Source organism: Arthrobacter sp. CJL-S3 (assembly GCF_056711635.1).
Genome location: NZ_JBWXYY010000002.1, coordinates 26642 through 47615, shown reverse-complemented (window position 1 = coordinate 47615; position 20974 = coordinate 26642). Strand labels below are relative to the sequence as shown.

Below are 20974 nucleotides of genomic sequence, written 5' to 3'. Positions count from 1 at the left end.
CCGTCAAATGAAACGACCACCAACTGTTCCCCGAGGGACGCAAACTTCGCGAACCCACGCACCCCCAGCCCTACGCCGAAGCCTCGACGCTTGAGTTCACGCCGGAGGGGGCTTCAGATTTCGTGAACCCACGGCTAACGGCAACGTACCGCAGGGACGGGCCGATCTCCTCAACTTCGAGTTCGATCACGGTGCGCTTCTCCCCCGCCTTCGTCTCATAGCTGCGTGACCTCAACAGCCCCGCTGCGATCACGCGCGTGCCTTTGGTCAGGGATTCCGCGACGTGCTCGGCCGCCTCTCGCCAGACGCTCGCCCGCAGGAACAACGTCTCCCCGTCCACCCATTCTTTCCGCTGGGAATCGAACGCCCTGGGCGTGGAAGCGATGGTGAAATTCGCGACGGCCGAACCGGATGGGGTGAACCGCAGCTCCGGGTCGGCAGTGAGGTTCCCGATCACTGTGATGCTGGTATCGCCTGACATGGGATGCCTTCTTCCTGTGATGGTTTCTAGGCTTCGCGGACGCGGCCGGCGGATTCGATGGTGATGATCTGCTCGATCCCGCCCGGGTTCAGACCGGACCAGTGGTTCTCGGTGCCGTCCTTGTCGTAGACGACGACCGGGACCTGGGAGTAGCCGAGCTCTTCGGTGATGTACTCGAAGGCGGCCGGGTTGCTGGTGACGTCCACCTCGTGGAAGTCGATGCCGGCTGCTGCGAATATCTGCTTGGTCTTGGTGCAGCCAAAGCATCCGGCGGGCTTGGTGTAGATGGTGAGAGTCATTTTCAGTCCTCTGTTTCGTATCACGTTAGTTAGGTTCGACTGGCTGGCTTGCTACCTCAATTCTAACAATCATTCAACTGAATGAATAGGGGTTGCGCCTTGATTTCTAGGGGTTTTTACATGCGTCTTTGGTAGGCATCACGGTGGTGGGACCGTCACCTTCGGGCGTTTAGCCGCCCCTGCACAGTCCGCGGAATAGAGCTGCGGTGGAGGCGATGCAGGCATGACTGCGGATGCCCCGGAAAGCCCCTTGTGTTCTCGCTTCGGCGTCCCGGCCAAAAGATTGTTCAGTAAATCACTTTTATGCCACGGGATCCGCTACCCTCATCGAAACACTGGGGGAAAAAATCATGTTGGAAATCGCGCTGACCTGCACAAACGCATCCTTGAGCGTGGATACGGAGGGCACCTTCCATCTGAGGTGGACGCCGGGCTCTGCGGTGTCCGCAGCTGACGCTGAAGCCGTCGTCACGGCCGTCCAGGGCGTGACCGGAGCCGCCGGTCTGCAGCCCATCCTCGTCGAGGTCGTGGACGTTTGCATGAGTCCGGGGGCGAGAGAGACGCTGTTGGGGCTGCGCTTTGTTTCCGCCGTGGCCCTGGTCGGCGCCACGGTGGTCGACCGAGTGATGGCTGCGGCTTTGCTGCGGGAACAGGAGTGCCCGCACGGATACTTCACCTCTATGGATGACGCCAGGGAATGGCTGAGTCGGCTGCCAGTTCCGCACGCCTTGGAAGAATCCGCCGTCTAGCCGGGAAAGACCTCCCTGCGTTTCCAGCGCGTTCGCCCGGAACTTACCCCGGCCGCCGTGGAGCTTCCGGAGTCATTCCAGCCGAGTTCCTGAGGGACGGATGATCTATCGTTCCAGCCCTCCGATTCTCTCGTGGTGTGGGTGTTTGGTTGAAGGCGCCTGGGTTGATGCCGGTGATGGACGGCTGGGGCTGGGGGCTGTGGGGAAGCTGGCGTCGTGGAGCTTCCGAAATCGTGCCAATGCAGGATCGACGACATCCGCAACGACAGGCGCGTCGGCGGAGTTCTGCTTCGGTGGCTCAATGGAGGCCCTAAGCTTCCCATCCAGTTCCGCGCACTTCGCGCGGGCGGTGACAAGTTTGGCCTCGTACTTGAACGGTTTCCCGGCCTGGCTCTCGACGTCGGCAAGCACCGCCTGTTTTTCCGTGATGGTTTGGCGCAGCTGGGCTTCGTAATCGGGAAGCCCGGCCACTTTGTTTTCCAGCCGGGTGATGATGCCGGCGCTTCCTTCCAGCAGCTCCAGTCGGGTAAAGACAAGCGGTGGTGCGGGCACGTCTTTGAGGGTGACAGCGAGGTCCTGGTAAGAACCGAGCCGGGAGTCGTCGGCCGCGTTTCGGACCTGCAGCTCGTGGCCGCCGAGGGTGGCCATGGTGCCGTGGTCCTGCTTTTGGCGGTAGTAGTTTCCGTACTCCGGCGTGTGGGTACGAACCCATTCAGAGATGGCCGCGACGGCCTCCGGGCGTTTGGTGTAGCTCTTGCCGTCGATGGTCGCGGTGAAGGCATCCCCTGCGGTCGGGGTGATGCGCGGGAGAGCTGCCTGCAGTGCGGGCAGCTTGCTTTCGGCTTTGGTGATGCTGGTTTCGGCCGCGGCCCGTGTCCAGGAGAGGGTGCTCTGTCCTTTCTCGTGGGCTCGTTTGAGCCGTTCGAGTTTGGTCCGGGCGGCGTCGGCCTCGATCTTCTCCATCACCAGCGGGTTGCCGCTGGTAGCTGCCTTAATCTGTGCGGCGTTGAGGGCAAGGTCTCCAACGTCCTCGATCTCGCGGATGTCGAGGCGTCCGCGGAGAACCTGCTGGATCATGGTGGCCTTGCGCTGGATCCCATCCCAGGCGGCACTGTCGTAGCTGCCGACGGTGGCGTACTGGAAGTTGTGGACCTCCGCGTTGGCGTTCCGTTGACGGATGATGCGCCCGTCGCGCTGGGTCAGGTCAGCCGGCCGCCAGGGACACGTGACGTGGTGGATCGCTTTGGCGCGGAGCTGGACGTTGGCGCCGGTCCCCATCATGGCGGTGGAGCCGATCAGCACGGCTACTTCGCCGGTGCGGCATTGGGCGAATAGCTGGGCTTTCTGCTCGGGCTTGGGCGCGTCTTGGATGAACCGGATCTGCTCTGCCTGGATGCCGCCGGCAACGAGCTGGTCCTTGATCTGCTGGTAGGCGGTCCAGACCGGTTTGCCGTCGGGTCCGGTGTTCTTCGAAGGTGTGCTGAGGTCGCAGAAGATGATCTGCAGCGCACCCTTGTTCGCTGAAGGGATCCCCGATTCGAAGCTGGTTTCGTACTCGTTCTCCCGGTTCTCCTCCCAGACTTTCAGGGTCTTGGCGACCACGTGGTCCAGCTTCGTCCCGGATTCTGGTTCGATGCCGACCATGCGCAGGTCCAGTGCGGCTTTGCGGCCGTCGTTGTAGACGGAGAGGGCGTTGTCCGCGCCCTTCTCAGCCCAGCCGGAGAGGGAATCCAGCCGGTCCGCGAGGCCCTTCATGTATTCGGCCAGTTCGGGCGGTTGCGGGATCAGCACCAGTTCCGGCTGCCGTTCCCCGTCGCCGGGCCGGCGGGCGAGGTCCGGCTTTTCGAGGTAGGTCAGGTCTTCGGCGAGCTTCACGTCGGCGAAGACGTGGAAGGACCGCAGCATCTCGGGGACGTTCTTGAATTTCGCGAAGCGCGGCTTGTTCTTCAGCCGGCCTCCGGCGTCCATCTCGATGGCGGTGACGGTTTCCCCGAATGTCGCTCCCCAGACGTCGAAGTTCTCCACGCCGGCAGCCTGGAGCAGGTCCGGGCGCAGGTAGCGCTGCATGACGTGGGCTTCGGTGATGGAGTTGGCAATCGGTGTGCCGGTCGCCATCGTGACGACGCGTTCCCCGTGGGTGCTGCGCAGGTATTCGAGCTTCAGGTGCATGTCGGTGGCCCGGATGGAGCCCGCGATTTCTGCGCCCTTGATGTTGGTGACCGTGCGCAGGTTCTTGTAGTCGTGGGCTTCATCCACGAACAGGTAGTCCACCCCGGTGTCCTCGAATGTCAGTCCAAGGTCCGGCGCGGTGTCCATGAGCTTCTTCATGCGTTCTTCTTCGGCCTGGAGCTTTGTTTCAAGCTTCTTCACCGTGGTCCGGTCTTCGCCCTCGGCCTGGGCGTTGACGATGGTCTGCCGGACGTCGGCGATGATCGACTCCTGGTAGGCCTCAATGGTTTCGGCTTTCACGCCGATGCTCTTGAAGGCCTGCTGGGTCATGATGATTCCGTCCCAGTCGTTCGCCGCGGCGCGGGCGACGAACTGCCGGCGCGCGGCCAGGTCTCCGCTGTTGGTCTTGATGTCATCGGACCCTGCCGAGAGCAGGCGGGCCTGCGGGTACAGTTCCAGCCACTCGCGGGTGAACTGCTCCAGCATGTGGTTCGGGACGACAACCATGGGCTTGGAGGCCATGCCCAGGCGTTTGAGTTCCATCGCTCCAATCACCATTTCGGCGGTCTTGCCGGCACCGACTTCATGGAAGAGGCCCACGGCCGGTTCGGAGATGATGCGCGCCACGGCAGTGCGCTGGTGCGGATGCGGGGTGAAGGTCTTAGCCAGCCCCGGAAGGGTCAGCCGGCCCCCTTCCTTGGTGTAGTCGCGCAGGGCCAGGGAGTTGAAGCGGCGGTTGTATTCGTCAATGAGCCGGCTGGCACGTTCGGGGTCTTCCCAGACCCACTCGGCGAAGCGTTCCTGCAGGGCCTCGGCCTTTTCCTGGGCCGCCTCGGTTTCTTCGAGGTTGGCGACCGGTTTGCCGTCCTCGTTCTTGTCCTCGACCTGAATGCTCTTTTGTTCCAGGATGCTTTGCAGCAGGTCCGGGGCGGGCCGGCGGCCCGTCCCCCACTCGTTCGTGGAACGGACTGTCCCACGGTTGGCTTTGACCCGCCAGATGCCGCTGCCGACGCTGGTCACGCTGGCGTTGGGATCGGCCAGGATGTCCTGGACGAAGCGTTGGTGTTCCTCGGGGGAAATCCAGACCGCACCGATGCGCGCCTCGACGTCTTCCATGCCGACCCGCGGCGGCTGGACTTCCTCCAGCGCGGTAACGTTCACACTCAAGCGGTCGTCCTCGGCCGCCGCAGCGCGGGCAGCTTCGAGCTTGGTCCGGACATTCCCGGACAGGTATTCCGGTGCGGTGACGAGCTTGCCGGTTTCCGGGTCATCGAACACGAGCGTGCCCAACTGCTCGCGGGCTTCCTCTTCCGTGACGCCCAGCAGGTCCGCGATCTGTTCCAGTTCCGGGGCACCGTAGGTGTCCAGGGCGATGGCAAGGGCTTCGTCAACGGTGTCCGCACCCATGAGTGGCTTGCGGGCCACTACCTGCCGATGCTGAAGCAGAGCCGCGGGTGTCGCGGTCTGCGTCTCCTCGTTGAACTTCTCCAGGGCCGGCGGCAGAGTTCCGAAGGGGTCCGTCTGGCGCAGGATCCGCACGGCGGGTGCTGCACGGCGGGTGATGATGTCTTCGCCCGTTTCTTTGTCCGTGCGGACAGATTCCGTGAAGCGGTTGAGCGGTCCATATTTGGCGGCATATGCCGTGTACTGGTCAGCCAGGGCGGTTCGTTGAGCCGACATCGCCGGGGTGTCTTCGCTGTCGGAAGCTTCCATCTCCAGCAGGGCGCGTGCGCCGTCCCGCATCCCCAACAGGTCGCTAAGCTCCGCAGCGTGCGCTTTGGGTACCGGGAACGGAACCTGTTCCCCTGCACGGGCAACGGTGAAGGTTCCGTCTTGTTGGGCGGTGATGGTGCCGTCCCATTCCTGCCCCGTGGCCGGCAGGAGTGCGGCTGGGGTTTTCCCCGGGGCAGGCTCGGCAGGGGCGTGGTTCAGGCCGCGGTCCAGTGCTTCCTGGACAACGGCGTCGAGCCGCTGGGCGAGCAGCTGCGGGACGGCGGCGAGGTCGTCGGCTTTGACGCTGACGGTTGCCTCGCCGTACATGCCGTTCCCAACGGTGATCTGCCCGAGGACGTTTTGCGGGTTCAGGTCAAAGTAGTTGTTGACCTTCACGTCGCGGCCGTCGATGATGACGGGCCCGACAGTTTCCCAGTCCGTGTTGGCAGGCTCCCGGCCCGGCTCGCGCTTGCGCAGCAGCAGCAGATCAGTGAGTGCTTCAGTGCCGGCAGCTCGCCGGTGGGCGCCGGTGGGCAGGCGCACGGCGCCCACCAGATCCGCCATTGCACTCATCTCCCGCCTCGAGGTGGGGTTGGTTGCGTCCAGGGTGAAGCTGGAGGTCAGCACGGCGACGTAGCCGCCGGGCTTCACCGCGGCCAGGCTCTTGAGGATGAAGTGGTTGTGCATGGAGTGCCGGGAGTCGGCATTGTGGGTCTTGTCGTAAAGCGTGTTCTTGCTGAACGGGACGTTGCCGACGGCAAGGTCAAAGGAATTGGTCTTGATCGGGGTGTCCGCGAAGGACTCGCTGCGGATCGTCGCGTCGGGATACAGGCCCCGGGAAATAGAGGCGGTCAGCGGATCAAGCTCCACGCCGGTCATCCGGGCGCCCTCCGGGGCCAAACCAATGAACGTTCCCGCGCCGGATCCGGGTTCCAGCACCTCTCCCCCGGTGAAGCCGAGCCGGTCGACGGCGGACCAGATTTCCTTTACCAGGGCGGCGTCGGTGTAATACGCGTTCGTCGTGGTCCGCGACGCTGCGGCATACTCGCGTTCGCTCAGGACTTCCTGCAGCTGGGCGCGCTCGGCCGCCCATTCGGTCTTATCGAACAGCTGGGGCACCGCTCCCCAGCTGGACCATCGCGCCAGGGAACGCTGTTCTGCCTCGGTGGCCGGCCTCTGCTGGTCCTCCAGCTCCCGGACGATGCGGATTGCTCCTACGTTTGCTGCGAAGCGGGCTTTCTGTCCTGATGGGGCAAGGTCGGCCTGGGATGCTGGGCGGAACCGTCCGGCCGCCGCAACCGCTGCCGGCTCCGGCTGAGGTTTGGCCTCTAGTTCTCCTCGTCCTCCTGGGCCCCGTAGGTCGGCTCCATCTCCTCCGGCTCCGCGGGAAGGCTGGCGTAGATCATCTCCTGGTACACCATCTCGCGTGCCCGGAGCTTGGCCATGTTCGCCAGCCCGATGTACTCCATCGGCGGTTCCGAACCCCTGGTCGGTGTCAGTTCCTCGCTGAGATCCCAGATCGCCTGCTGAATCTCCTCCCCCAAGGTCGAAAAGTGTGTCTCGGGGTCCGCTATCTGCGCGAAGCTCTCCGGATCGTGCTTCTTCATGGTTTCCATGGCGTGTCTGCCGTGCTCGTTCATTGACTACCTCTTCCGGTTCGGCCCACAAGGACTCCAGACTCATCTGGCCCTCAATGTGGTTCTTAGATTTCCTCGGTGCCATGTGCGCCGTCCCCCTCCGTTTGCCTCCACGCTAGCGAAGGCACCGATGGATTAACAGCCGCACCCCTACTCCTGCGGTGCCTGCAGGCTCTTCCGTTGCCGTGCGAGCTCACGAACGACGGTGGCCTCGCTGACCTCGATGGTCTTGGCGATGTCGCGGATCGTGCGCTTTTGGCCGCGCATCCGGTGCGCTGTGTCAGCCTTGTCGGGTGTCATTTTCGTGGGCCGGCCGCCCACACGTCCCCTGGCCCTGGCGGCGGCGAGGCCAGCCATAGTCCGCTCGCGCAGCCGGTTCCGTTCGTACTCGGCGATGGCCGAAAAGAAGTGGAACATCAGCACGCCCTGAGAAGTCGTGGTGTCCAGCCAGGTCTCAGTCAGCGACCGGAAGCCAATATGCCGGTCCGCCAGCGTCTTCACAATGCCCGCCAAGTCGGCCGTGCTGCGTCCCAGCCGCGATAGGTCATTGACCACCAGGATGTTGCCCGGCTGCAGATGATCCAGACAGTCCTGCCACTGGGGCCGCTCCTGGGTGGCACCCGATGCGTAGTCCGTCCAGATGCGAAAGCACCCGGCCGCATGCAGTGCGTCCACTTGCAGGTCTACTGACTGCTCGGTCGTACTTACCCGCGCATAACCTATGAGAGCCGGCGTCATGACGCCCCTGAACGTGAGCGTTCGAATTCCTCTAGCAGGTCTTCGTTCGGCAAGGCTTTGCGTTTTCTGACCCACCTTTGAAACACGACACTGATTACGGCACCTGCCATCCCGAATCCGAGCAATACGAAGGACCAACCCAGGAACAACAAGGCAACCTCCCATGTGCTTCCAAGATTGTGGATGACCTTAGGGATGCTCCATACAGCTCCGCCCAGCAGGACAAATATGGAGGCATACATCAATGCGTCGACCCAATGAATCTTCCGCTTACCCCAAGGAACTTTCCGGGGGCGTGACTGCAGCAACTCGAGATATCGCTCGGTTGCCTTGTTACCGGAAGCCAGGAGGCGGAGGCGGAGAGTGGCAGCCTCCTCCACCTGTGCAACTCTCCCTGACAGGTCTCCCTGCTCGTACTGCTCGCCAATGGTCTTTGCTAGGGCAAACGCCCTAGTAGCAAAACTGTGGGCACGTATCTCCTGATTGTTCTCAAAGACCTTCCAAAAGAATGTGGCCACCACGCCCAGCGCTGCAATCACAGCCCCCGTCACCTTCACCACTTCTACGGCGTCCAGGTCTCCCCCTAAGGTCGTCAAAAACGGTAGAGCGCCAGTTTTGACTAAGTTTGTTTTCGTAATCGAGTTCTGACTCACCTTAGCCGATCAAAGAGCTGTCGAGAGGTGTCATTTTCAGAAGTCGTCTGCACCGATGTCAGAAGTGGCGTGCACTCGAACCTAGGCCGGTCAGCCGTGGGTGGGTTCGCCAGTAATCCGGTGATCTGCGTGGTTGATGGTCTCGCGGATAAGCCTCACGAGGTGCCCGTCACGGAGGGAATAGATAACGTGGCGGCCATCTTTACGGGTGTCCACAAGGCCGCTAAGCCGGAGTTTGGCCAGATGCTGGCTCGTCACAGTCCGGGGCGCTCCGACCGCGACTGTAAGCTCCGTGACCGTCTTCGGGCCCTCGGTGAGCTGCCAGAGGAGGTTCAGCCGGGTCGGCTCGGCGAGCATCCGCAGCGTTCCGGCAGCTGTTTCCAGCAGTTGCGGTCCCGGCGTGACCGGGTGTACCAGCGAAGCTGCGTCAGGGGCGGGGCTAGATGCGCTGTGGGACTGGCTGCTCATCGCTCTGCTCCTTCTCTGCCGGTCGCTGGCCGACCCCGGAGGTGTGCCGGGGCCAGGACAGGAATGCTCCTACACTGCCTATCATCGCAATAATTGTCAGCGCCAGCGCGGCCCAGCCCAAACCAGCGACCGCCCCGACCCAGCCGGCCAGTGGATAGGTCAGGATGTAGCAGGCGTGGGAGAGGGAGAACTGGGCCGTGAAGACGTACGGGCGGGTCTCCTCGGTGGAGGCGTCCCGGAGCAGCCGGGACGAGGGCGTGAGAATGGTGGAGTTCGCGGCGCCGAGCAGGAACCACAGGCTCAGCAGCAGCCACCAGCCCATGCCCGGGACGCCCAGCAGCGTCAGGGCGGCCGCTCCGGCCAGAACGAACGGGATCACGGCGGCGCCGGTGAGCATCACGGGCCGGTCCCCGAACCGGTCCAGGACCCGCGGGGCGGACAGGGCCACGATCATGGAACCGACGCCAAAGCAGGCCAACGCCAGAGCAAGGTCTGTGTTGGGCCGGTGCAGGACGTCACGGACGTAAACGACGGTGTTGACCAGGACTAACGCCGTCGGCGCGGCCACAACCAAGTTCAGGGCCAGCAGGGAGCGTAGGCGCCGGTTCCGCCAGAAGATCCTGGCACCCAGGGTGGTCCGGTGCCACAGCGAAGTCTGTTGCCCACTCGCTGCCGGGACTTTCGGCAGCACGGTAATGGCGACCATGAAGGCCGAGAACAGGAACCCTCCCACGGTGCCGAGGAAGAGGTTGTTGTAGCTGAGCGCGGTCAGCAGCAGTGCCGCGATGGCGGGGCTGACCAGGGCTTCCATGTCATAGGCGAGCCGGGACAGGGACAGCGCCCGGGTGTAGTCCTTCTCATCTTTCAGGATGGTGGGAATTAGGGACTGGAACGCCGGGGTGAACGTCGCAGACGCGGACTGGAGCAGGAAGATCACGATGTAGATCTGCCAGACATCGGTAATGAAGGGCAGGGAGAGCGCCATGGCGGCCCGGATCAGGTCAGCACCGATCAGGACCCGCTTCTTTGGCCACCGCGTGACCAATGCGTTGATCACCGGGGCGAGACCCACATAAGCGAGCATCTTGATCGTCAGGGCAGTCCCGAGCACCGCGCCGGCGTTGCTGCCGGCCAGGTCATAGGCCAGAAGGCCCAGCGCCACCGTCAGCAGACCGGTACCAATCAGCGCCACGATCTGCGCGGCAAACAGCCGCCGGTACGTGACATTTCGCAGAACTGACAACATCAACCAAACCCCTTAAGTGCATACGTGCATGTCTATGCACTAATGCTACCTCTTTCGTGGACACCTGCGTTTGGGTTGCAGGTTTGTGCAGACGACTTCCAACGCTTCCGTGTCAGGAGTCGCCTGCACTCGAACCTGGGCAATTCCGTCAACGCCACCGGACGGTCATGGAGCCTTTCGGAAGGCGATGGAACTGGAGATTTGGCACAACGACTTCACCGTTTGGATGGTCATCGTCTCCAGGGACCTGGCCGGGCCCCGCCAGACGCCTGGCCGAATGGCCCGCTCGGGGGTTTGCTTCAGGAGGACCAACTTGTCATCGCCGGCCCTTTAGACCCAGCACGAAGGGTGCTTTCCCCAAAGCGGTGCGTTCGACGCGTTCAACAACGTGTACGTCCACCGGGGTGTCTACTACACCGACTTCTTTGAGCGCGCCGGCTACGGCAGTCGAAACCCCTTGGATCGAGGCTCCAGGAGCGAGGCCCACCACGAGGACCCGTAGCCCTGCGGCCTCCTGAATGATCTGCCACCCCGAGTTGGCGGCCTGGTCGAGGACGTGATGGAACACGATCGGATGGACATTTACCTTCCCTGCCTTGCCTGGCAGCTGCAGGACGTCTTCGATCCGCCCTTCGATGTCCTCCATCAAAGTAAAGGAGCGTCCACAGGGGCAGCCCCGTCCGCCCAGTCTCACGGTGTCGGACATTTCGTAGCGGATCAGCGGCAGCGTGCGGGAGAACAGGACGGTGACCAACAGCTTCGCCCCGGTCGTTCCCGGGGACACGGGGTTTCCGTTCTGGTCCACGGGTTCGATGATCAGCAGGTCCTCGTAGACGTGGCGGTTCCGGTAGGTGCAGGGGGAGGCTATCCCGGCCGTTTCGGTGGCGGCGTAGACATCCAAGGGGGCGCTTCCCCATGCCGTCTCCAGTTCCGATGCGGTGTGTGGGCTGAGCACTTCGGAGGCGGACATCACGCCCTGGGGGGCGATGCGCAGGCCGGCCCGCTGCTCTGCCGCCAGTGGTTTCAGTGCTGAGGCGTAGCCGACGAGGACCCTGGGCTGGAACCTGTTCAGCGCGGCGACCGTCTCATCCAAGGGCGCCGTGACGTCCAGGCGAAGGCTGGGGACGAGCCCGGAGCGCAGCGATGCACCGACGACTGCGGACTGGTGTGTGGGGACGCGGGAGCTCACCAATGCCATTTTCAGGGGACGGGTCAGGCCGGCGGAGATCCCTGCCCAATCGTTGGCTCGGGCGTAGGAGGCCAGGATCGTGCCCCATTCGGTGCGGTTCCAGATGAAGGTCCCGCGCTGGCCGGTGGTGCCGGCCGTCGCCGCCGCCCACCACCGGCCCTTCCACGGCCGCCCCGGGTCTCCCCCGCTCTGCGTCAGGGACAGAAGGTGGTTCTCCAGATCCGCCAGCCTCAGGTCCGGTGTGGTGACGGCCTCGTCGAAGTGGGCCATCAGGTCCGCTTTCGTCACGGACGGCAGCTGGCCCAGAGGGGCATCGTGCAGGCCGGCGTGATGGCGCCGGTAGAACTCCGAGCCGGCGTACGTTGCGCGGCGCAGCTCCCGCAGGGCATGGTCCTGGTGGGCAGTGATTTGGGCTGCGTCCCAGTGGTCCCGCCTCCGCCATGCGGCCCGCAGGAACAACACACGGGAGATGAGGCGGAGGTCCATGGCCGCGGTCGCCTAGCGGTTACCGGCCGGGGCCAGCGGCCGGTCAGCATGCGCGGTGGTGGCCTCGGGTGTTTCCGGCCGGGGCAGCCTGAGCCTCTTGAGCAGCAGGGCGTTGACGGCGACCAGGAAGCTGGACCCGGACATCGACAGGGCCGCAATCTCCGGGCTGAGGACAAGGCCGGCGAAAGCGAAGACCCCTGCCGCGATGGGCAGGGCTATCGCGTTGTATCCCACGGCCCAGCCCAGGTTCTGGCGCATCTTCCGCAGGGTGCCTTTGCCGATCCGCAGGGCGATGGGCACATCCAGCGGGTCCGAGCGCATCAGGACGACGTCGGCCGTTTCGATGGCCACGTCGGTGCCGGCGCCGATCGCGATGCCGAGGTCGGCCTGGGCCAGGGCCGGGGCGTCGTTGACGCCGTCGCCGACCATGGCGACTTTCTTCCCCGCCTGTTGCAGCTGGGCCACCTTGGCCGATTTGTCTCCCGGGAGCACCTCGGCGATGACGGTGTCAATGCCCAGTTGGCCGGCGATCCGCCGGGCGGTCGCTTCGTTGTCTCCGGTGAGCATAACGACCTCGATCCCGGCCTCGTGCAGGGCCGCGACCGCCGCGGCCGCGGTTTCCCTCGCGGCGTCGGCCAAAGCAATCACCGCGGCGGCCTTGCCGTCGACAGCGACGAGGACGGCGGTCCGTCCGGTGTCGGCAAGTTCATCGCGCACGGCGGCCAGCGGGCCCAGGTCGATGCCTTCGTTGGCCATGAGTCTGCGGTTGCCGACCAGCACCCGGCGCCCGTCCACGGAAGCGCCGGCCCCGTGCCCGGGAACATTGAGGAAATCCGAAGCCGCCAGGACGGGTGCACCGTGTTCGCGGGCGTGCCGGACCACAGCCGCAGCAAGCGGGTGTTCGGATTCCTGCTCCACCGCGGCGACCAGGGCCAGAAGTTCGTTTTCGCCGATTCCCTCCACGACGACGTCGGTGACTTCCGGTTCGCCCTTGGTCAGGGTCCCGGTCTTGTCCATCACGACGGTGTCGATCCGGGCAGAGACTTCCAGGGCAGTGGCGTTCTTGAACAGGACGCCACGTTTGGCGCCGAGGCCGGTGCCGACCATGATGGCCGTCGGCGTGGCGAGCCCGAGGGCATCGGGGCAGGTGATCACCACAACGGTGATCGCGAACAGCAGGGCCGTCTGGACGCCGGCGCCGAGGGCGAGCCAGGCGGCGAACGTCAGGGTCCCGCCGATCAGGGCGACCAGGACCAGCCAAAACGCGGCCCTGTCGGCCAGCCGCTGACCCGGTGCCTTGGAGTTCTGGGCTTCCTGAACGAGGGCCACGATCTGCGCCAGGGCCGTGTCGGCGCCGACCTTGGTGGCCCGGACCCGCATCGTGCCGGTGGTGTTGATCGAGGCGCCGATGACCTCCGAGCCGATGGTCTTAGTCACCGGAAGGCTCTCGCCCGTGACCATGGACTCATCGACCTCTGACTGGCCGTCCTCAACCTCCCCGTCAACCGGGATTTTCGATCCCGGCCTGACCAGCAGCAGGTCCCCGGTCTGGACCTCTGAGGTGGGGATCTCGACCGTCTCGCCGTCGCGAATGACGACCGCGACCGGCGGGGCCAGCTCCAGCAGCGTGCGGATGGCCTCGTTCGCCCCGCCGCGTGCGCGCATCTCGAACCAGTGACCCAGCAGCACGAAGGATGTCAGGACAGTGGCCGCTTCATAGAACACCTCACCGCCGCCGGTGAAGGTGACCCAGACGCTGTAAAGCCACCCGGTACCCACGGCGATCGCGACCAGGACCATCATGTCCAGGGTGCGGGCTTTGAGTGCCCGGTAGGCGCCGTCGAAGAAGATCCATGCCGAGTAGAAGATGACGGGAAGGGACAGGATCAGGGCCATGACGTCGTCACGGAGCCCGAAGGGGGTGGGCGCGGTGAAGCCGAGCATGTCCCGGCCCATCGGGGACCAGAGCGTCACGCCTACTGACAGGATCGCTGCGACCAGGAACCGGTTGCGCATGTCCTTGACCATGTCATCCATCGACATTCCGCCGTGGTGTCCGCCGTGGCCCATCGTGTCCTGCGGGGTGCGGGGCATCGCGCCGTGCGGGGCCGGGCCGTGGCCGGCATGACTGTCCGCTGCGGGGTGGGCATGCCCGGGGTGGGGTTCCGCCGTTTCCGGCGCCCGGACCGGGTGCATTCCCTGGTGATCAGGCTGCGTCGGGTGTATATGTTCCATTGGATGTGCTGCACCCGGGTGGACGTGTCCGGACGGCGGATGGCCGGCCCTGCCGGCGGTGTCATGCTCCGTCCCGGGTCTGGGTCCTGTCTCGTCCATCGGGTAGCAGATGTGGTCGGGGACCGCTTCGCCCCGGCAGTGGTATCCGCAGTCCCGGATCCACCCGGAGATCTGTTCCACGGAGGTAACGGACGGGTCAAAGCTCACGGTCGCGGTCTGGGCGACCGGATTCGCGTCCACGGCAGCGACTCCGGGCCGCTGCAGCAGGACGTGTTCCACAACCGCCTTTGAGGTGGCCCATTGGAGGCCGCGGACTTCCACGACGGTGCGTTTCAGAAGCTTGGGCACCGCTCCTCCTTCAGCGCAGGTGCTGCCCGGCGGGACGGCCGGATCAGCAGGCCGGCTGCGCCTGGTGGCCGGTGCCGGTTGGTGATCGGGTGCGGGGCTGGGGTCGGAAGGCAAGGTGAGTCCTTTGGCAAATGAGGGAATCCGGGGAGGGCGCCGGGCTCTTTCCACCCGTAGCCGGACCTTCATTGCGTATGGGCTTCCGCCCGCGACGTCGTTTTCCGGTTAAGCCGAACATATACCCCCTAGGGGTATGCGTCAATGCTTCTGCCCTGCCATGGCGGCGGATGACGTTCAGCGCTCCTGGCGCCCCATCAGGATGTTGCCCAGGGCGCCCATTGCTGCCTCCTGACGGCGCGCAGGCGCACGAGTGCCCTTGCCGCTCATTATCAACCCGCCCGGCCTGCCGCATCAGAGTCTTTTATCCCCCTGCCCCGGCCCCGCGGGCTGCGGGTCAGGCGGCCACTGTCCCCGGGAGGACCCGCGGGACTCTAAACCAGATGACGGGCGCGAGCCTGGCCTCAGGGTTCAACCGGGAGCCCGCGGCTCCTTTGAACCACGCCAGGACCGCTGCCCTCCGAGGAAAAGGGATAGCAGGGATACTGAAGGCTCTTGCGGCCCATACCCCCAGGGGGTATCTTTTGAGTGTTGTCAGTGACGAGGTTTGTCCGGGCCCCAGGCCGCCACAGCCGTTCAACCACAACAGCCCCCTTTATCCCTCGCTCCGAAGGAAAACTGACATGTGTGGAACAACCGAAACACGAACCCAGCTGCCCCTGGCCTCCACTGCGCAGCACGGCTGCAGCTGCTGCTCCCCCGCTGACGAAACGCAGAATGCCGCTCCGGCAGCGGCGGTTCAGGCTCCCGGCTCGCAGTACACCCTGGAAGGGCTGACCTGCGGACACTGCGTCCAGACCGTCGAAAACGCCGTATCCGGGGTCTCCGGCGTCGAGCTGGCAACGGTTGACCTGGTCCCGGGCGGCACGTCGCGGCTCAGGGTCACCGGCACCGCCGACCAGGAGGCGCTGGCTGAGGCCGTGCGCTCCTCCGGCTACGTCCTGACCGTCGCGAAGTAGCCTTTCCACGTCCTTGGCAGGTGAAGGCCTGGATTCCCGGGTGTCCAAGGGGGCTTCCACGGCGTTCAGTGCCCTCCGGTGTGCCCGCTGGTGTGGCCCGGGGTGGGTACCGGGCCCGGCGTGAGTACCGGGCCCGGGCCCGGGGTCATGTCCGCTCCCGTGCCGCTGATGGCCGGGCCGATGACAAACGCGGACAGGGAGAACATGGCGGCGAATACCAGTAGTCCCAGTGCTGGTGCGACCCAGCTGCCGAACCGGTGGTAGAGGCGGACCAGCATGGGAATGGATGCCAGAAGCCCGAGTGCCCCGAACAGTGCGGTGCCGCCGGATCCGGCCACGAGGGCCGTTCCGGCGAGCAGTCCGATGTGGTGCAGGACGTGTGGAAGGAGGCCCATGATCAGGCCCACCGCTCCGACCACCGTGTGCCACAGGCCGTGGAGCCTGCCCCGGACGGTCCGCCCCGGAGCGGTCCCGCCGTCGGGGACGGCCGGCGGATGCCGGTGGGAGGAGTGGTCACCGGTCACGGCCCGCTGCTTTCGCCGAAGGGGTTCCCCTTGCGGGCCAACGGGTAACTCATCCCTCGCCTGCGGTCCGGGACCGGTTCCGGACCACGAGCACCGGGCAGGGGGCGTGATGGAGGACCTGGGTGGACACGGAGCCGAGCAGCAATCCGGTGAATCCTCCGAGACCGCGGGAACCCACAATCAGCAGGTCAGCGTTCCCGGCGGCCTGCAGGAGCACGGCGGCCGCGTTTCCCTGGACGACGTCCCCGGTCACCGTCACGCCTTCGCTGTCCACGCGCTTCAGGGCCTCGTTCTGGAGCTCGCGTGCGGTCTGAGGGAAGACGTCCGGGTCCCAGACCAGGCCTTCCATGCCGACGGTGACGGGCGGGAACTCCCAGGCGGTCACGGCCCTGACCTGGCCGTTGCGCAGCCGGGCCTCCGTGATTGCCCATTCCATGGCGAGCCGCGACGGGGCAGAACCGTCGACCCCGACCACGATACTGAATACACCGCCGCCGCCCATGAGCGCCGCCCTCCGCCAAGTCCCGCAACTGTTGCCCTTAGTGTGGTCCCCGCAGGGTTTTACCCGCAAGATCGAACGTCCCGACCCCGTCCACCGGCCGGCGACAGAAACAAAGTCCCTTACAGGATCGTTGTACCGGTAAGTGCCCTGCCACAGGGCCGGTAGCCTTGAAACAGATAGCTCGCCACAGGAAGGGAGGACCGTCATGACCGCACCGGCACACGCCTTCGCGATCCGGTTCCTCCGCCGTGCGGGCCTGCTTACCGCGGTCCTGGCCCTCATCGCCGGGATATTCGGCATGCACGTCATGACCGCCACCCATGCCACGCACTCCCCGGCCACGGCGGCAGCAACCGACAGCGCCCATCACGACTCATCCCCCGCCGGCCACACCGGAGTTCATCCTCCCGGACCATCCTCCGCCCCGGAAACGCCGGCAGCACAGGACGAAGCGGGTGCCCGGACTGTGCAGTGCACGGACTCGAATAACTGCACCAGCATGCAGTCCATGACCGCCGCCTGCACCCCGTCGGCGAAGACGGCCTCTCTGGCCGCACCGCTGCCGGGCACCGGGGTCATCGCCAGTAACACCAACACAGGGACGCAGAGCGCGATCAGCGGGCTGTGGTCCTATCTCCCCGGCAGCCCCTCGCCAGGCGAGCTCTGCATCAGCCGAACGTAAAACAGGGCCCCGCGCTGTGACCAGACCGGCGCCCGCCCCTGCCTGACTCACTTCTGAGCCGGGCGCATCACCGATGCACACCCCTGGCGCTCACGCGCCCCCTGATGTCTTGAAGGACTTAAACAGCCATGATGAACACGAAGTTTCTGCCCCTTTCCGCGACCGCCATCGCAGCGGCACTCGCCCTCGCGGGCTGCTCAACCGGCCCCACTGCACCGTCTGCCACGTCTCCCGCGTCCAGCAGCCCGGCTTCCTCCGCCAGTTCGATGCCGGGAATGGGCCCGGGGATGATGTCCAGCAGTGCCCCGGCCGCTGCTACCGAACACAACGAGGCCGACACCATGTTCGCCCAGGGAATGATTCCGCACCACGAACAGGCCGTGGAAATGAGCGAGATGATGCTCCAGAAGAAGGACATCCCCGCATCGGTCACCGACCTGGCCACACGGATCAAAGCAGCCCAGGCACCGGAGATCGAAACGATGACCGGCTGGCTCAAGACCTGGAACGAATCCGCGACCATGGGTGCCGGCCACACCATGGACGGCATGATGGGCGCGGGCGACATGAAGCAGCTCGAGGCCGCGCAGGGCACCGAAGCGGCCAGGCTCTTCCTGACGCAGATGGTTGTCCACCACCAGGGCGCCGTCATGATGGCGCAGACCGAAATGTCCCAGGGTAAGAATGCCGAAGCGATTCAACTCAGCAAAGACATCGTGACCGCCCAGGAAGCTGAAATCAAGGAAATGCAGGAGCTGCTGGCCACCCTCTGACCGGTGCCCTTAGGCGCCGGCCCGTCGCGGGCCGGCGCCCATCCCCTGCCATGCCATGCCCCACCTGAATCCCTGGAGCCACCATGTCCAATCCCTCCCGTCCCCGGGTCCGCGCCACAGCTGTTCTGGCAGCCGGCGCAGGCCTCGTCCTTGCCCTGTCAGCATGCAGCCCGTCTTCCGTACCGGCGGGCTCTTCCCCCGCAATCAGCAACGGCAGCAGCCCCCTGCCGGATGCCCATGTTCACGGGCTGAGCGTCAGCACAACCGGCCAGGTGCTCCTGGCCACCCACGATGGCCTGTTCGACATCACGAAGCAGCCCGCTGCCAAAATCGGCGCCACCAATGACCTGATGGGTTTCACCGGCGGCACCGATCACGGCGTCCTCTACGCTTCCGGACACCCCGGGGAGGGCTCCGACCTGGCCGACCCGCTCGGGCTGATCAGATCCACCGACGCCGGTAAAACCTGGGAAAAGCTCTCCCGTCAGGGCGAGTCCGACTTCCACGCGCTCACCGCGACCAAATCCGGGATCGTCGGCTTCGACGGCGCACTGCGCACCAGCCCGGACGGGAAAACCTGGAACACGGCGGCCGTGGATTTCGTCCCGGCCGTCCTTGCCGGGAACCCCACCAGCGACACTGTCCTGGCAACCACCCCACAGGGGATCCGCCGCTCAACGGATGGCGGTAAGACCTGGACCACGGTGGAGTCCGGACCAGTGGTTCAGTTCGCCGCTTTCGCCAGCCCCGCCGAGGCGGTCGGAATCGAACCCGACGGGACCGTCCACACCTCGGCAGATGCCGGCGCGACCTGGACCCGGAAGGGCAAAATCGACGACACGGTCCAGGCTGTGGCGGCAGTGAAGGGCGCGGAGGCAAACCCATCGATCTGGGTCGCCACGGCCAGCGGGCTCGTGGTCTCCACCGACGGCGGAGTCACGTTCGGGCCCGCCGACGCTTCCTGACCGCACGCTGCGCCGAGGTCGGCCACCGGGGTGAAGCAGCCTGTTCTACCCCCTGACTTCATCGGTCTGGGTACCAGCCGACCTTCCGCCGGCGGGGGTGCGGATGCGTAAAACACAGGCCCGGGTGGACCGGGACCTCGGACTCTACCTGTCAGCCGAGGCCGCGCGAAGAGTCGGAAGTAATTCTGGAAACGAAAGGCACAAATCATGATGTGGGGTTACGGACAAGGCATGGGATGGATGTGGCTCTGGGCCCTTCTGCTGCTCATTGGGATCGCGCTGCTGGTGTTGCTGGCGGTAAGAGTCTTCGGCGGCGGCGTCCGTAATGGATACGGCCCTCCAGGCCCCCCGGGGCCAGGCGGGCCGCCGCCCGCCGGAGGAAGCAGGGCCCGCCAGATCCTCGACGAGCGCTTTGCGAGAGGAGAACTCACCGCAGACCAATACCGCGAGCAACTCAAAGTGCTCGGTGAGGGACCATAGTGAAGCCCATCAGCCGCCGCCAGGCGGTACTGCTGGGCGGGCTCGGCATTGCGGGGACAGCAGCCGGCGGTGCCGGGATGATCTGGACCCTGTCGTCGCAGCAGACTCCCGTTACGGGAAGCGACCTGACCCAGCCTCCGGAGGAACGAAGCACCAACGGCCAGCTGCAGGTGCGGCTCGAAGCCGCGCCCGGACAGATTCTGCTGGCAGGCCGGCAGGCCGCAGCCCTTGGCTACAACGGCGGCATCCCCGGCCCGACACTTCGCGTACGCGCCGGTGACGTCCTGAAGATCGGGCTCGTCAACAAGCTGACCCAGGCCACCAACCTGCACGTGCACGGCCTCCACGTTTCCCCCGAGGGCAACGGGGACAACGTCTTCGTCTCGGTCGAACCTGGCAGCACCTTCGACTACGAATACAAACTTCCCGGGGACCATCCACCCGGCGTGTACTGGTATCACCCCCACCACCACGGCATGGTGGCCGATCAGATCTTCGCCGGGCTCTTCGGAGCGATCATCGTAGAGGACCCTGAACCCATCGAGGCAAGTGCGGAGCGGGTACTGGTCATTTCGGACACCACCCTGGACGGCCTGGGGAACATCCCGGAAGTCCCGGCGATGGAACGAATGATGGGCCGGGAGGGTGAACTGATCCTGGTCAACGGTCAAAGCAACCCGCAATTCAGTGCCCGCCCAGGACAACGCGAACGGTGGCGCATCATCAACACGTGCGTGTCCCGCTACCTCCGTCTACGGCTCGACGGACAGCAGCTGCAGCTCCTCGGCATGGACTCCGGCCGCTTCCCGACACCCGAGACAGTGGATGAACTTCTCCTGACGCCCGGAAACCGGGCGGACCTCCTCGTGACCACCACGGCCGGGGACTCCGTGCTGCGCGCGCTCTACCAGAACCGGGGAGGCATGCCGGGAATGATGGGACCGGGGTCCGGAGCGCGCAACAATGCAGACCAGCCGGACGGCGCCGCGCTGGCCACCCTTCGCGTGGCCGGCGAACCGGTCGCAGCCCTGGCGGCCGTGCCCACCCAGAGGGGGCTGGGAGACCTTCGGTCTGCCGCCGTCGCGGCACACCGGCAGATCGTCCTGGCCGCCGGCATGGGCATGGGGATGGGCGGGGACGGGGGCATGATGCGTTTCACCATCAATGGCAGGGAGTTCAACGAGGCCAGAACAGACACCACGGTAGCGGCCGGGAATGTGGAGGAATGGACGCTGACCAACACCAGTCCCATGGACCACCCCTTTCACCTGCACGTCTGGCCGATGCAAATCATCGAGGAAAACGGCCAAGGGACGAACAAGGCCATTTGGAAGGACGTGGTGAACGTACCCGCAAACGGGCGCGTGAAAGTCAGGGTGGCATTCAAGGACTTCCGCGGCCGCTCGGCCTACCACTGCCACATCCTTGACCACGAAGACCTCGGCATGATGGGCGCTATCGAAGTCCGGTAAGAGGTGTGGAGTGACTACCCAGGTACGTGCAGCGCCGTATTCAGTGTCGTCCGGGGCTGTCCGGTCGGAACCGGATGGCAACCCACAGGCCA

At 65.2% G+C, this 20974-nt stretch carries 18 protein-coding genes and 1 pseudogene; 7 read left to right on the top strand and 12 right to left on the bottom strand.

Annotated features, from left to right (window positions below):
• Positions 1 to 145 precede the first annotated feature (145 nt).
• Positions 146 to 481: pseudogene (locus tag AC06G6_RS20445) on the bottom strand (single-stranded DNA-binding protein); the annotation flags it as partial.
• Positions 482 to 507: 26 nt separating this feature from the next.
• Positions 508 to 780: a glutaredoxin family protein gene (locus AC06G6_RS20440; protein WP_253033803.1), complete on the bottom strand. Its 273-nt coding sequence runs from the start codon at positions 778 to 780 to the stop codon at positions 508 to 510.
• Between the two features lie 350 nt (positions 781 to 1130).
• Between AC06G6_RS20440 and AC06G6_RS20435 the strand changes: the two genes are divergently transcribed.
• Positions 1131 to 1529 carry a hypothetical protein gene (locus AC06G6_RS20435; protein WP_479828869.1) on the top strand — a complete coding sequence of 133 codons (399 nt, stop codon included), beginning with the start codon at positions 1131 to 1133 and terminating at the stop codon, positions 1527 to 1529.
• 105 nt (positions 1530 to 1634) lie between these two features.
• On the opposite strand, the gene AC06G6_RS20430 is transcribed toward AC06G6_RS20435, so the two are convergent.
• The 8 genes from AC06G6_RS20430 to AC06G6_RS20395 all read right to left on the bottom strand — a co-directional run bounded on the left by AC06G6_RS20430 (position 1635) and on the right by AC06G6_RS20395 (position 14411).
• Positions 1635 to 6530 (bottom strand): helicase, encoded by a 4896-nt coding sequence (locus tag AC06G6_RS20430; protein ID WP_479828868.1) that lies wholly within the window; start codon positions 6528 to 6530, stop codon positions 1635 to 1637.
• Between the two features lie 209 nt (positions 6531 to 6739).
• Positions 6740 to 7051 (bottom strand): hypothetical protein, encoded by a 312-nt coding sequence (locus AC06G6_RS20425; RefSeq protein WP_479828867.1) that lies wholly within the window; start codon positions 7049 to 7051, stop codon positions 6740 to 6742.
• A gap of 147 nt (positions 7052 to 7198) precedes the next feature.
• A complete protein-coding gene (locus AC06G6_RS20420) occupies positions 7199 to 7786 on the bottom strand; it encodes a recombinase family protein (protein ID WP_479828865.1) in 588 nt (195 codons plus the stop codon).
• Positions 7783 to 8439 carry a hypothetical protein gene (locus tag AC06G6_RS20415; RefSeq protein ID WP_479828861.1) on the bottom strand — a complete coding sequence of 219 codons (657 nt, stop codon included), beginning with the start codon at positions 8437 to 8439 and terminating at the stop codon, positions 7783 to 7785. Before AC06G6_RS20415 ends, AC06G6_RS20420 begins: the two co-directional genes overlap by 4 nt.
• 90 nt (positions 8440 to 8529) lie before the next feature.
• Positions 8530 to 8907, bottom strand: coding sequence for an ArsR/SmtB family transcription factor (locus tag AC06G6_RS20410; RefSeq protein WP_479828860.1), 378 nt, complete (start codon positions 8905 to 8907; stop codon positions 8530 to 8532).
• Positions 8879 to 10153, bottom strand: a complete 1275-nt coding sequence (locus tag AC06G6_RS20405) for an MFS transporter (protein ID WP_479828859.1) — start codon at positions 10151 to 10153, stop codon at positions 8879 to 8881. The genes AC06G6_RS20410 and AC06G6_RS20405 overlap by 29 nt, the downstream gene beginning before the upstream one ends.
• 316 nt (positions 10154 to 10469) lie before the next feature.
• On the bottom strand, positions 10470 to 11828 hold the full coding sequence (locus AC06G6_RS20400; RefSeq protein WP_479828951.1) for a phenylacetate--CoA ligase family protein: 1359 nt from the start codon (positions 11826 to 11828) through the stop codon (positions 10470 to 10472).
• 12 nt (positions 11829 to 11840) lie between these two features.
• A complete protein-coding gene (locus AC06G6_RS20395; protein ID WP_479828950.1) occupies positions 11841 to 14411 on the bottom strand; it encodes a heavy metal translocating P-type ATPase in 2571 nt (856 codons plus the stop codon).
• A gap of 737 nt (positions 14412 to 15148) precedes the next feature.
• On the opposite strand from AC06G6_RS20395, the gene AC06G6_RS20390 reads away from it, so the two are divergent.
• Positions 15149 to 15484: a heavy-metal-associated domain-containing protein gene (locus AC06G6_RS20390; protein WP_479828947.1), complete on the top strand. Its 336-nt coding sequence runs from the start codon at positions 15149 to 15151 to the stop codon at positions 15482 to 15484.
• Positions 15485 to 15549: 65 nt separating this feature from the next.
• Here the strand turns inward: AC06G6_RS20390 and AC06G6_RS20385 are convergent, their stop codons facing one another.
• Both AC06G6_RS20385 and AC06G6_RS20380 read right to left on the bottom strand, forming a co-directional pair.
• Positions 15550 to 16008 (bottom strand): hypothetical protein, encoded by a 459-nt coding sequence (locus AC06G6_RS20385; protein ID WP_479828945.1) that lies wholly within the window; start codon positions 16006 to 16008, stop codon positions 15550 to 15552.
• A gap of 49 nt (positions 16009 to 16057) precedes the next feature.
• The gene (locus tag AC06G6_RS20380) at positions 16058 to 16510 is read right to left on the bottom strand and encodes a universal stress protein (protein WP_479828944.1); all 453 of its coding nucleotides are present in this window, start codon (positions 16508 to 16510) and stop codon (positions 16058 to 16060) included.
• Positions 16511 to 16715: 205 nt separating this feature from the next.
• On the opposite strand from AC06G6_RS20380, the gene AC06G6_RS20375 reads away from it, so the two are divergent.
• From AC06G6_RS20375 to AC06G6_RS20355, 5 genes are all read left to right on the top strand, one after another.
• Positions 16716 to 17192 (top strand): hypothetical protein, encoded by a 477-nt coding sequence (locus AC06G6_RS20375; protein ID WP_479828943.1) that lies wholly within the window; start codon positions 16716 to 16718, stop codon positions 17190 to 17192.
• 128 nt (positions 17193 to 17320) lie between these two features.
• Positions 17321 to 17965, top strand: coding sequence for a DUF305 domain-containing protein (locus AC06G6_RS20370; RefSeq protein ID WP_479828942.1), 645 nt, complete (start codon positions 17321 to 17323; stop codon positions 17963 to 17965).
• Between the two features lie 83 nt (positions 17966 to 18048).
• Positions 18049 to 18930: a F510_1955 family glycosylhydrolase gene (locus AC06G6_RS20365; RefSeq protein WP_479828941.1), complete on the top strand. Its 882-nt coding sequence runs from the start codon at positions 18049 to 18051 to the stop codon at positions 18928 to 18930.
• A gap of 207 nt (positions 18931 to 19137) precedes the next feature.
• Positions 19138 to 19410: an SHOCT domain-containing protein gene (locus AC06G6_RS20360; protein ID WP_479828939.1), complete on the top strand. Its 273-nt coding sequence runs from the start codon at positions 19138 to 19140 to the stop codon at positions 19408 to 19410.
• Positions 19410 to 20882, top strand: a complete 1473-nt coding sequence (locus tag AC06G6_RS20355; RefSeq protein WP_479828937.1) for a multicopper oxidase family protein — start codon at positions 19410 to 19412, stop codon at positions 20880 to 20882. The genes AC06G6_RS20360 and AC06G6_RS20355 overlap by 1 nt, the downstream gene beginning before the upstream one ends.
• Positions 20883 to 20974: the final 92 nt, after the last annotated feature.

Excerpts from the sequence above, each read along its gene's own strand:
- AC06G6_RS20380 (WP_479828944.1), bottom strand. The coding sequence starts at position 16,510 with ATGGGCGGCGGCGGTGTATTCAGTATCGTGGTCGGGGTCGACGGTTCT.
- AC06G6_RS20375 (WP_479828943.1), top strand. The coding sequence starts at position 16,716 with ATGACCGCACCGGCACACGCCTTCGCGATCCGGTTCCTCCGCCGTGCG.
- AC06G6_RS20425 (WP_479828867.1), bottom strand. The coding sequence starts at position 7,051 with ATGAACGAGCACGGCAGACACGCCATGGAAACCATGAAGAAGCACGAT.
- AC06G6_RS20370 (WP_479828942.1), top strand. The coding sequence starts at position 17,321 with ATGATGAACACGAAGTTTCTGCCCCTTTCCGCGACCGCCATCGCAGCG.
- AC06G6_RS20360 (WP_479828939.1), top strand. The coding sequence starts at position 19,138 with ATGATGTGGGGTTACGGACAAGGCATGGGATGGATGTGGCTCTGGGCC.
- AC06G6_RS20400 (WP_479828951.1), bottom strand. The coding sequence starts at position 11,828 with ATGGACCTCCGCCTCATCTCCCGTGTGTTGTTCCTGCGGGCCGCATGG.
- AC06G6_RS20365 (WP_479828941.1), top strand. The coding sequence starts at position 18,049 with ATGTCCAATCCCTCCCGTCCCCGGGTCCGCGCCACAGCTGTTCTGGCA.
- AC06G6_RS20420 (WP_479828865.1), bottom strand. The coding sequence starts at position 7,786 with ATGACGCCGGCTCTCATAGGTTATGCGCGGGTAAGTACGACCGAGCAG.
- AC06G6_RS20435 (WP_479828869.1), top strand. The coding sequence starts at position 1,131 with ATGTTGGAAATCGCGCTGACCTGCACAAACGCATCCTTGAGCGTGGAT.
- AC06G6_RS20440 (WP_253033803.1), bottom strand. The coding sequence starts at position 780 with ATGACTCTCACCATCTACACCAAGCCCGCCGGATGCTTTGGCTGCACC.
- AC06G6_RS20410 (WP_479828860.1), bottom strand. The coding sequence starts at position 8,907 with ATGAGCAGCCAGTCCCACAGCGCATCTAGCCCCGCCCCTGACGCAGCT.
- AC06G6_RS20405 (WP_479828859.1), bottom strand. The coding sequence starts at position 10,153 with ATGTTGTCAGTTCTGCGAAATGTCACGTACCGGCGGCTGTTTGCCGCG.
- AC06G6_RS20390 (WP_479828947.1), top strand. The coding sequence starts at position 15,149 with ATGTGTGGAACAACCGAAACACGAACCCAGCTGCCCCTGGCCTCCACT.